Source organism: Streptomyces milbemycinicus (assembly GCF_002154605.1).
Classification (GTDB): Bacteria; Actinomycetota; Actinomycetes; order Streptomycetales; family Streptomycetaceae; genus Streptomyces; species Streptomyces milbemycinicus.
In genome coordinates this window covers 1-10,527 of the sequence record NZ_MUNE01000722.1, presented here as the reverse complement: position 1 = coordinate 10,527, position 10,527 = coordinate 1, and the positions used below count along the sequence as shown (strand labels likewise).

Annotated in this window: 10 protein-coding genes and 1 tRNA gene; 8 read left to right on the top strand and 3 right to left on the bottom strand. The window is 67.4% G+C overall.

Annotated features, from left to right (window positions below):
* Nucleotides 1–15 precede the first annotated feature (15 nt).
* The 6 genes from CCN51_RS44040 (at nt 16) to CCN51_RS44015 (ending at nt 6,383) form a co-directional block, all read left to right on the top strand.
* A complete protein-coding gene (locus CCN51_RS44040) occupies nt 16–327 on the top strand; it encodes a hypothetical protein (protein ID WP_086860851.1) in 312 nt (103 codons plus the stop codon).
* Between the two features lie 418 nt (nt 328–745).
* Nucleotides 746–1,978, top strand: a complete 1,233-nt coding sequence (locus CCN51_RS44035; protein ID WP_043487820.1) for a branched-chain amino acid ABC transporter substrate-binding protein — start codon at nt 746–748, stop codon at nt 1,976–1,978.
* A 98-nt stretch (nt 1,979–2,076) separates the two neighbouring features.
* Nucleotides 2,077–3,009 carry a branched-chain amino acid ABC transporter permease gene (locus CCN51_RS44030; RefSeq protein ID WP_014180546.1) on the top strand — a complete coding sequence of 311 codons (933 nt, stop codon included), beginning with the start codon at nt 2,077–2,079 and terminating at the stop codon, nt 3,007–3,009.
* Between the two features lie 13 nt (nt 3,010–3,022).
* On the top strand, nt 3,023–4,762 hold the full coding sequence (locus CCN51_RS44025) for a branched-chain amino acid ABC transporter permease (protein WP_014180545.1): 1,740 nt from the start codon (nt 3,023–3,025) through the stop codon (nt 4,760–4,762).
* Between the two features lie 5 nt (nt 4,763–4,767).
* The gene (locus tag CCN51_RS59445; RefSeq protein WP_014180544.1) at nt 4,768–5,670 is read left to right on the top strand and encodes an ABC transporter ATP-binding protein; all 903 of its coding nucleotides are present in this window, start codon (nt 4,768–4,770) and stop codon (nt 5,668–5,670) included.
* Nucleotides 5,667–6,383, top strand: a complete 717-nt coding sequence (locus CCN51_RS44015; RefSeq protein ID WP_014180543.1) for an ABC transporter ATP-binding protein — start codon at nt 5,667–5,669, stop codon at nt 6,381–6,383. The genes CCN51_RS59445 and CCN51_RS44015 overlap by 4 nt, the downstream gene beginning before the upstream one ends.
* Before the next feature lie 101 nt (nt 6,384–6,484).
* Here CCN51_RS44015 and CCN51_RS44010 read toward each other — a convergent pair whose 3' ends face one another.
* Nucleotides 6,485–7,117 carry an ANTAR domain-containing response regulator gene (locus CCN51_RS44010; protein ID WP_014180542.1) on the bottom strand — a complete coding sequence of 211 codons (633 nt, stop codon included), beginning with the start codon at nt 7,115–7,117 and terminating at the stop codon, nt 6,485–6,487.
* Between the two features lie 97 nt (nt 7,118–7,214).
* Between CCN51_RS44010 and CCN51_RS44005 the strand changes: the two genes are divergently transcribed.
* Together CCN51_RS44005 and CCN51_RS44000 are read left to right on the top strand one after the other, a co-directional pair.
* A tRNA-Leu gene (locus CCN51_RS44005) sits at nt 7,215–7,289 on the top strand.
* A 109-nt stretch (nt 7,290–7,398) separates the two neighbouring features.
* Nucleotides 7,399–8,166, top strand: coding sequence for a helix-turn-helix domain containing protein (locus tag CCN51_RS44000; protein ID WP_014180541.1), 768 nt, complete (start codon nt 7,399–7,401; stop codon nt 8,164–8,166).
* 40 nt (nt 8,167–8,206) lie between these two features.
* On the opposite strand, the gene pyk is transcribed toward CCN51_RS44000, so the two are convergent.
* Nucleotides 8,207–9,637, bottom strand: coding sequence for a pyruvate kinase (gene pyk / locus CCN51_RS43995; protein WP_014180540.1), 1,431 nt, complete (start codon nt 9,635–9,637; stop codon nt 8,207–8,209).
* A 155-nt stretch (nt 9,638–9,792) separates the two neighbouring features.
* Nucleotides 9,793–10,506 (bottom strand): SIMPL domain-containing protein, encoded by a 714-nt coding sequence (locus CCN51_RS43990; RefSeq protein WP_014180539.1) that lies wholly within the window; start codon nt 10,504–10,506, stop codon nt 9,793–9,795.
* Nucleotides 10,507–10,527: the final 21 nt, after the last annotated feature.

Below are 10,527 nucleotides of genomic sequence, written 5' to 3'. Positions count from 1 at the left end.
CGTCGGCAGCGTCAGATGTGTATAAGAGACAGCGACACCCCCACCGCCCCGGCGGCTTCACCGGTCCAGCTGTGCTTCGACCTCATCTCGTACTGGGCCGAGCAGGACCTGCTGGGCAGCAGATGGGCCGGGCTCGACTGGGAGCAGAAGGGGATGTCCAACCAGCAGTACGAGATCTACGACGACATCGTGCACGCCGCGCGCGCGGCGCGCAGGCGGCGCGGCACCGCCGCCGCCAAAGAGCTGATCAGGCAGGAGACCCTGCGGCGCTGCACGGACGAGCGCGGTGCCACCCACAGCTCGGAGAACTGGCGCCCGCCGTCATGACCGTCGGGCGTAACACTCCGTAACATTCACGCAATGCGAGACTAGGTATTGACTTAGACGTAGACCTGTAGTGTTGATCTTTTCATGCACATGATCGCACGTCGGTCCGCACATCCATCTCCAGCCCCTCACACTGCTTAGCGGAACTGCAGATTCTCAGTATCCGGACCATATGGATTACCGCCATACGCCCCATTCATCCCTTACGTTCCGCTACACGAACACGCCTTGGTTACTCATGGCATAACAAGACAGTCACATCATGGCCTGCACCTCTGCCCCCCGCTGCGTGACGCGCCTAGAGTCACAGCCAGTCACCACGTCGTCGGGTGTTAACCCAACATCCGACGGCCGTTTCAGACCTCCGGCGAGGACACGGCACCCAGAAGTAGGGGGCCGGCCAGGGAAAGGATTCCTCGTGCGACACCGTTCCTTGCTCATCATCACGACCGCGATCACCGCGGGCGCACTCACCCTCAGCGCCTGTGGGTCGCGCGACAAGAGCGACAACAGCGACGGCGACAACAAGAAGACCACCGTCGTCATCGGTGTCGACGCCCCGCTGACCGGCTCCTTGTCCGCCCTCGGCCAGGGCATCAAGAACTCGGTCGACCTCGCCACCAAGGTGGCCAACAAGAACAACGAGGTGCCCGGCGTCACCTTCAAGATCAAGGACTTCGACGACAAGGCCGTGCCCTCGTCCGGCAAGACGAACGCCACCTCGATGGTCGACGACGACGAGATCGTGGCCATGGTCGGCCCGCTGAACTCCGGCGTCTCCCAGTCCATGCAGGGCGTGTTCGCCAAGGCCGACCTGGCACAGGTCTCCCCCGCGAACACCAGCCCGGACCTCAGCCAGGGCCCCGACTGGCCTTCGGGCAAGAAGACCCGCCCGTTCAAGACCTACTTCCGCACCGCGACCACCGACGTCATCCAGGGCCGCTTCGCCGCGCAGTACTACTACAAGGACGCCAAGAAGCGGAAGGTCTTCGTCGTCGACGACAAGCAGACCTACGGCGCCGGCCTCTCCAAGATCTTCGCCCAGGAGTTCAAGCGCCTCGGCGGCAAGGTCGTCGGCACCGACCACCTGACCGTCAAGGAGACCGACTTCTCCGGCATCGCCGACAAGGTCAAGTCCACCGGCGCCGACTCCGTCTACTTCGGCGGCCAGTACCCCGAGGGCGGCCTCCTGTCCGACCAGGTCAAGCAGGCCGGGGCCGACGTCCCGATCATGGGCGGCGACGGCATCTACGACCCCGCCTTCATCAAGGCCTCGGGCACCAGCAACGACGGCGACTACGCCACCTCCGTCGGCTACCCCGTCGAGAAGCTGCCCTCCGCCAAGACCTTCGTCAAGGACTACGCGGCCCAGGGCTACAAGGACCCCTACGCGGCCTACGGCGGCTACTCCTACGACGCCGGCTGGGCGATCATCCAGGCCGTCAAGGCCGTGGTGAACGACAACGGCGGCAAGCTGCCCGACGACGCCCGCGCCAAGATCACCGAAGCCCTGAACAAGGTCTCCTTCGACGGCGTGACCGGCAAGGTCTCCTTCGACGAGTTCGGCGACACCACCAACAAGCAGCTGACGGTCTACAAGGTCGTCAAGGGCGCCTGGACGGACGCGACGAGCCGGACCTTCAACGACTGACCCCAGGACTGCCCCGCACCATCACCCCCCAGCCGCGCGGAGGCGCAACAGCGCCCCCGCGCGGCGTCATATCCGACACGCTCATCGGAGGCCCTGCGGTGCACGAACTGCCGCAAACGCTGGTCAACGGCCTGACCCTTGGCGCCCTCTACGGCTTGATCGCCATCGGGTACACCATGGTCTACGGCATTGTCCAGCTCATCAACTTCGCCCATGGCGAGATCTTCATGATCGGTGGCTTCGGAGCCCTCACCATCTACCTCTGGCTCCCCAGCGGCACCGCGCTCTCCCTGGCCCTGCCCCTCATGATCATCGGCGGCATCGTCGCCTCAGTGGCCATCGCCACCGCCGCCGAGCGGTTCGCCTACCGGCCACTGCGCGGAGGGCCCAGGCTCGCCCCGCTGATCACCGCGATCGGCCTGTCCATCGCGCTGCAGCAAGCCGTATGGGCCTTCTACCCGGACGCCAAGAAGTCGCGCAGCTTCCCGCAGTTCGAGGGCAAGTCCCTGGAGATCTTCAGCAACCTGCACATCCAGCGGGGCGATGTCTTCCTCCTCATAGCCGCTCCGCTGTGCATGCTCGCCCTGGGCCTGTTCGTCTCCAAGAGCCGGGCCGGACGCGCCATGCAGGCCACCGCGCAGGACCCCGACACCGCCAAGCTGATGGGCATCAACACCGACCGCATCATCGTGATGGCCTTCGCCATCGGCGGTGCGTTCGCCGCCGTCGCCGCGGTGGCCCACGGGCTGAAGTACGGCCAGGTCAACTTCGAGATGGGCTTCATCGCCGGCCTCAAAGCCTTCACCGCCGCCGTACTCGGCGGCATCGGCAACATCTACGGCGCCATGCTCGGCGGAGTCGTCCTCGGCATCGCCGAAGCCCTGGCCATCAAATACATCCAGGACATCCCGGGCATGGAGCAGCTCGGCGGTGGCACCTGGAAGGACGTCTGGGCCTTCACCCTGCTCATCGTCGTCCTGCTGGTCAGGCCACAGGGCCTGCTCGGCGAACGCGTAGCGGACCGGGCGTGAGGAGGGACCACATATGAGCACCGACACCAGCAAGACCACGGGTGAGAGCACCGACACGGGCGGACGCGCCACCATGCTGCGCGCGATCACCGCCGTCGGCGGCCTCGCCTCCGTCGTCTCCACTTTCCTCGCCTGGACCTGGACCGACGAGTTCCCCGGCGACCTCACCTTCAACGGCTACCCCGGTGGCCTGCAGATCCTCACCCTGGTGCTGGGCCTGCTCACCACTGTCTTCGCGCTCGCCGCCATGGACCTGCGCGGGCTGCGCTGGCTCACCCCCGCCGGCTCCACCCAGGCCCTGCGGCTCATGGCCCTCGGCACGTTCGCCACCACCTGGTTCACCGTCATCGCCATCGCCGTCGACCTCGGCGGCCTGGCCAACTGGGAGCCCGGCGCCTGGGTCGCCGCCATCGGCAGCGCGATCCCCCTCGCGGCCCTCCTGCTCCCGAACGACACCCGGCCGCTCAAGCGCCCGGCGGAGCTGCCCTCCTGGGCCGAGATCCTGATCATCGCCGCCGTCTTCGCGATCGGGCTCTACGTCGTCAACTACGGCATCCAGACCGACCCGGACCACCCCGAGCCGTTCCTCGGCTATCTGATCGCCGTGGGATTCGCCGCCGCGGCCCTCTTCAAGGCCGGGATCGTCGCCCGCATGAGCGCGCTCACCGCGAAGTACCGTTCCGTCACCCTCCTCGCGGCCCTGGTGACCGCGGTGGCCTTCCCGTTCACCCAGGACAAGGCCAGCTACACCGAGCTCGGCGTCAACATCCTCATCTTCGCGACCGTCGCCCTCGGCCTGAACATCGTGGTCGGCCTGGCCGGCCTCCTCGACCTCGGCTATGTCGCCTTCCTCGGCGTCGGCGCCTACACCGCCGCCCTGGTATCCGGGTCCACCTCCTCCACCCTCGACGTCCACTTCCCCTTCTGGGCCGCCGTCATCGCGGGTGCCGTCGTCTCCCTGATCTTCGGCGTCGTCATCGGCGCCCCCACCCTGCGGCTGCGCGGCGACTACCTCGCCATCGTCACCCTCGGTTTCGGGGAGATCTTCCGCCTCGCGATGCAGAACATGGACGGCGTCTCCGGTCCGTCCGTCACCAACGGCCCCAACGGCATCCCCAACATCCCCCCGCTGGAGATCTTCGGCTTCAACTTCGACGAAGATCACACCGTCCTCGGCCGCACGCTCGACTCGAACGCCAACTATTTCCTGCTGATGCTGCTGGTGACGGTCGTCGTCGTGCTCGTCTTCAGCCGCGCCGGCAACTCCCGCATCGGCCGCGCCTGGGTCGCCATCCGCGAGGACGAGACCGCCGCCACCGCCATGGGCATCAACGGCTTCCGCGTCAAGCTCATCGCCTTCGCCCTCGGCGCCACCCTCGCCGGCGTGGCCGGCACCGTCTGGGCGCACGTCCAGACCACCGTGGTGCCCGAACAGTACGTCTTCGCCGGGCCCGTGCCCCCCAACTCCACCTTCCTGCTCGCCGCGGTCATCCTCGGCGGCATGGGCACGATCGGCGGCCCCCTCCTCGGCGCCACGCTCCTGTTCCTGATCCCCAAGAAGCTGGAATTCTTCCAGGACTACCAGCTCCTCGCCTTCGGCATCGCGCTCATCCTCATCATGCGCTTCCGCCCCGAAGGGATCATCCCCAACCGGCGTCAGCAGCTCGAATACCACGAGACGGACCAGCTCGACGCCCCCGACCAGCCCCAGCTCTCCGGCAACGCCGTCGGCGTCACCAAGGCGGAGGCGTGACAGACATGACGACCACCACCTCTCCCGTGCTCAGCGCCAGCGGCGTGACCATGCGCTTCGGCGGACTGACCGCCGTACGCTCCGTCGACCTCACCGTGAACTCCGGTGAGATCGTCGGCCTCATCGGCCCCAACGGCGCCGGCAAGACCACCTTCTTCAACTGCCTGACCGGGCTGTACGTCCCCACCGAGGGCAACGTCACCTACCAGGGCGACATCCTGCCGCCCAAGCCCCACCTGGTCACCCAGGCGGGTGTCGCCCGCACCTTCCAGAACATCCGGCTCTTCGCCAACATGACCGTCCTGGAAAACGTGCTCGTCGGCCGCCACACCCGCACCAAGGAGGGCCTGTGGTCGGCCCTTCTGCGCGGCCCCGGTTTCAAACGCGCCGAAGCCGCCTCCAAGGAACGCGCCATGGAGCTGCTGGAGTTCACCGGCCTCGCCGACAAGGCCGACCACCTCTCCCGCAACCTCCCCTACGGCGAACAGCGCAAGCTGGAGATCGCCCGGGCCCTGGCCAGCGACCCCGGCCTGCTCCTCCTCGACGAGCCCACCGCCGGTATGAACCCGCAGGAGACCCGGGCCACCGAGGAACTGGTCTTCGCCATCCGGGACCAGGGCACCGCCGTCCTCGTCATCGAGCACGACATGCGCTTCATCTTCAACCTCTGCGACCGGGTCACCGTGCTCGTCCAGGGCCAGAAGCTCATCGAGGGCACCCCTGACGTCGTCCAGAGCGACGAGCGCGTCATCGCCGCCTACATCGGCACCCCCTTCGAGGGCGCGCCGGGCGACGACGAGGTCGCCGAGGTCGAGGCGGCCGAGGCCGAAGCGGCCGAGGCGCAGCAGGACACCGGGCCGAGCGGGACCCCGAAGAGCACCACAGCACGTACGGAGGACGGACAGTGACCGCACTGCTCGAGGTCGAGGACCTGCGCGTCGCCTACGGCAAGATCGAGGCCGTCAAGGGCATCTCGTTCACCGTCGAAGAAGGCCGGGTCGTCACCCTCATCGGCACCAACGGAGCGGGCAAGACCACCACCCTGCGCACCCTGTCGGGCCTCCTCCAGCCACTCGGCGGCGCCATCCGCTTTGAGGGCAAACCGCTGGCCGGGGTCCCCGCCCACAAGATCGTCGCCCTGGGCCTGGCCCACTCCCCCGAGGGCCGGCACATCTTCCCGCGCCTGACCATCGCCGAGAACCTTCAACTCGGCGCGTTCCTGCGCAAGGACGCCGACGGCATCGCCGCCGACACACAGAAGGCGTACGACCTCTTCCCCATCCTCGGCGAGCGCCGCTCCCAGGCCGCGGGCACCCTGTCCGGCGGCGAGCAGCAGATGCTCGCCATGGGCCGCGCCCTGATGTCCCGCCCCAAGCTGCTCATGCTCGACGAGCCCTCCATGGGCCTCTCCCCGATCATGATGCAGAAGATCATGCAGACCATCGCCGAACTGAAGGCCCAGGGCACCACGATCCTGCTCGTGGAGCAGAACGCCCAGGCCGCCCTGTCCCTCGCCGACCAGGGCCATGTGATGGAGATCGGCAAGATCGTGCTGTCGGGGACGGGCTCGGAGCTGCTGCACGACGAGTCGGTGCGAAAGGCATACTTGGGCGAGGACTGACGCCCATATCCGCCCAACACAGCTGAGGGCCTGTCCGTACCGTGGCGGTACGGACAGGCCCTCATCCGTCTTCTCTCGACGAGTCGGCAGCCTCCGGCTCGCTACTGCTGCTGCTTCTTCTCCGCCGCGTCCTCGATGACCGCCTCGGCCACCTGCTGCATGGACAGCCGGCGGTCCATCGAGGTCTTCTGGATCCAGCGGAACGCGGCAGGCTCGGTCAGCCCGTACTGCGTCTGCAGAATGCTCTTGGCGCGGTCGACGAGCTTGCGGGTCTCCAGGCGCTGGGCGAGGTCGGCGACCTCCTTCTCCAGCGTCTTCAGCTCCGTGAACCGGGAGACGGCCATCTCGATGGCCGGAACAACATCGCTCTTGCTGAACGGCTTCACCAGATACGCCATCGCCCCCGCGTCCCGGGCCCGCTCGACGAGTTCGCGCTGCGAGAACGCGGTGAGCATGAGGACCGGGGCGATACGGTCGGCGGCGATCCGCTCGGCGGCGGAGATCCCGTCGAGGACCGGCATTTTCACATCGAGAATCACCAGGTCGGGACGGTGCTCCTGAGCGAGCGCGACGGCCGTCTCACCATCGCCCGCCTCGCCCACGACGGAGTACCCCTCCTCCTCGAGCATCTCCTTGAGGTCGAGGCGGATGAGGGCCTCGTCCTCGGCGATGACCACGCGAGTGGTGTGCGGGGGGACGTGCGACTGCGCGTCGGGGGCGTCAGTGGTGCTCAATGTGCTCCTCGCTCCTTAACCGGTCGGGCAACACGAGCCTACCTAGCTGCGGTAAGGTGGACGCGCAGCGGGTCGTTGGTGACCTTCGAAACCGCAAGCCCCGGTAGCCCAATTGGCATGAGGCAATGGATTCAAAACCCATACAGTGTCGGTTCGAGTCCGACCCGGGGCACTTTTCCTTCGATTCCAAGGTCACAGCAGAATCGCTGCCCTTCACTCTATGAAGTGAACACCTCTTCGAACGGGCAACACGCACCCCATCACCAGCCACGCTCGATGGTGTGTACGACTTCGAAACGCGCAAGCGAGCCCTTGCTCTCGTCGACCAGGGCCGGAGCCTCAATTCCGTAAGCAAGCAGACCGGGATATCCCGTGCCGCGATTCGTGCATGGCAGATCCGGATCGAGCCTCTCTCCTGGGCCTCCCGGGGCGACGCATGTCCCAGATGCGCACCCGAGCCGCGGCTGCCGGAGGAGCCCGCCGCCTACGCCTACCTGCTCGGCCTGTACCTCGGCGACGGCTGCGTCAGTCGCCTCAAGAAGGGCGCGTACTTCCTTCGCATCGCATGCGCGGATGCCTGGCCGGGCCTCATTGACGCCTGTGCGGCGGCGGTGCGGGCTGTGCGGCCCGATAACAGCGTGTGCCGCGTTCAGCGGCAGGGATGCGTCATGGTGACCGGCTACAGCAAGCACTGGCCGTGTCTGTTCCCTCAGCACGGGCCGGGGAAGAAGCACGAGCGGCCGATCGCCCTCGAACCCTGGCAACTCGAGATCGTCGAGGCGAATCCGTGGGAGTTCGTCCGAGGGCTCGTGCACTCCGACGGCTGCCGGATCACCAACTGGACCGTGAAGGACGTTGGCGGGGTGCGGAAGCGGTACGAGTATCCGAGGTACTTCTTCACCAACAAGTCCGCCGACATCCGGGGGCTTTACACCGACACGCTCGACCAGTTAGGCGTCGAGTGGAAGCGGTCGAATGCCTGGAACATCTCCGTCGCCAAGCGCGCCTCCGTCGCCCTCATGGACACCCACATCGGGCCGAAGTACTGAAGCGCGCCCAGCACTCCGTACCCCGGCCCGGATCAGCCCCCTACCGCAAGTCCGCCTCGCCGATGTGGTGCACCCGCACCAGATTGGTCGAGCCGGAGACGCCGGGCGGGGAGCCGGCGGTGATGATGACGAGGTCGCCTTTCTGGCAGCGGCCGATCCGTAGCAGCTCCTCGTCGACCTGGGCGACCATCTCGTCCGTGGAGTCGACCATGGGGCCGAGGAAGGTCTCCACGCCCCAGGTGAGGTTCAGCTGGGAGCGGGTCGCCGGCTCGGGGGTGAAGGCGAGGAGGGGGATGGGTGAGCGGTAGCGGGAGAGGCGGCGGACGGTGTCGCCGCTCTGAGTGAAGGCGACCAGGAACTTCGCGCCGAGGAAGTCGCCCATCTCGGCGGCAGCGCGGGCGACTGCGCCACCTTGGGTGCGGGGCTTGTTGCGTTCGGTGAGTGGGGGGAGGCCCTTGGCGAGGATGTCCTCTTCGGCCGCTGCGACGATGCGGCCCATGGTCTTGACGGTCTCGATGGGGTATTTGCCGACGCTGGTCTCGCCGGAGAGCATCACCGCGTCCGTGCCGTCGATGACCGCGTTGGCGACGTCCGAGGCCTCGGCGCGGGTCGGGCGGGAGTTCTCGATCATGGAGTCGAGCATCTGGGTCGCGACGATGACCGGCTTCGCGTTCCGCTTGGCGAGCTTGATCGCGCGCTTCTGGACGATCGGCACCTGCTCAAGCGGCATCTCCACGCCCAGGTCGCCGCGCGCGACCATGATGCCGTCGAAGGCGTCGACGATCCCTTCCAGGTTCTCGACTGCCTGCGGCTTCTCGACCTTGGCGATGACCGGGAGCCGGATGCCCTCTTCCTTCATGACGCGGTGGACATCCACGACGTCGTTGCCGTTGCGGACGAAGGACAGGGCGATGATGTCGGCGCCGATGCGCAGCGCCCAGCGGAGGTCTTCGATGTCCTTGTCGGAGAGCGCCGGGACGGAGACGGCGACTCCGGGGAGGTTGAGGCCCTTGTGGTCGGAGACCATGCCGCCTTCGATGACCATGGTGTGGACCCGGGGGCCCTCGACGTCCACAACTTCAAGGGTGACCCGGCCGTCGTCGACGAGGATGCGCTCGCCCCGGCTGACGTCGGTGGCCAGGCCCTTGTAGGTGGTGCCGCAGCGCAGGCGGTCGCCCTCGATGGGTTCGACGGTGATGGTGAACTCGTCGCCGCGTTCAAGGAGTACGGGGCCTTCTTGGAAGCGGCCGAGACGAATCTTCGGACCTTGAAGGTCGGCGAGGATGCCGACGCTGCGACCGGTTTCGAGCGAGGCTTTCCGGACTCGCCGGTAACGCTCCTCGTGCTCGGCGTACGTGCCGTGGCTGAGGTTGAAGCGGGCCACGTCCATTCCGGCTTCGACGAGTGCCTTGATCTGCTCGTACGAGTCGGTTGCTGGCCCCAAAGTACAGACGATTTTTGCTCGGCGCATGCGGCGAGCCTATGACTTACCCGCGGGTAAAGAACCGGGAACCAGCCACTCCCCCATGGCCTTTAGGTGGCCGGTCGTCGACAACTAATGAAACGTGCGCGGGCGTGCTCTGATGAGCGGTTTATAGGACCCGCGCACGTCCGTGCGCTAGTCGCTCACAGTTGCGGGGGCGACATCGTAAAGCGGGCGTTGACCTGCGCGTATACGGTCTGGCGCTGGGGTTCGAGGTCCAGGGCGGGGGCGGCCTGGGGCGCGCCGCCGTAGCCGGCGCTGCGTGGGGCGGCCGCGTAGGCGACGGGGTAGGGCTGGTTGGCGTTCTCCGAGTCGAGGTCGGCGAGCTCGACGAGGGCGGTGAGCCGGGCGTCGAGCGCGCCCGCGTATTCGCGGGCGCGCTGGACGGCCTCCCGTACGGCCTGGCGGCGTGCCTCGGCGTGGGCGGGCGAGTCGGGGCGCAGGGCCCAGGTGGGGCCGATGACCTGGGTGAGTTCGAGGTCGGCGAGGCGGGTGCTGAGCTCGCCGAGCGCGGTGAAGTCGGAGACGGTGACGGAGAGGTGGACGCGGCCGTGGTAGGCGTGTACGCGCTCGTGACGGCCCTTGGCGGTGAGCTGCGGGGTGATGGCGAAGGCGCCGGTCTCCAGCTTCTCGACCGCCTGGCCGTAGGACTTCACGAGGTCGAGGACCTGGGCGTTACGGCGGGTGAGGTCTTCGAGGGCGGTGCGGCGGTCGCTGCCGCGCGCGCTGACGGTGATGCTGAGATGGGCGATCTCGGGGTCGACTTCGAGGCGGGCCTCGCCGCGGACCGCGACGCGCGGGGTTTCGGGGGTGCCGTAGGGCAGGGCGGTCGTGGGCTGCGGGGAGGCGTGGTCCATGGGGTGGCTGCTCCTTGCGGG

What these genes read in the sequence shown, in the direction of transcription:
- CCN51_RS44040 (WP_086860851.1), top strand. Translation starts at nt 16, where the DNA reads ATGTGTATAAGAGACAGCGACACCCCCACCGCCCCGGCGGCTTCACCG.
- CCN51_RS44025 (WP_014180545.1), top strand. Translation starts at nt 3,023, where the DNA reads ATGAGCACCGACACCAGCAAGACCACGGGTGAGAGCACCGACACGGGC.
- CCN51_RS59445 (WP_014180544.1), top strand. Translation starts at nt 4,768, where the DNA reads ATGACGACCACCACCTCTCCCGTGCTCAGCGCCAGCGGCGTGACCATG.
- pyk (WP_014180540.1), bottom strand. Translation starts at nt 9,637, where the DNA reads ATGCGCCGAGCAAAAATCGTCTGTACTTTGGGGCCAGCAACCGACTCG.
- CCN51_RS43990 (WP_014180539.1), bottom strand. Translation starts at nt 10,506, where the DNA reads ATGGACCACGCCTCCCCGCAGCCCACGACCGCCCTGCCCTACGGCACC.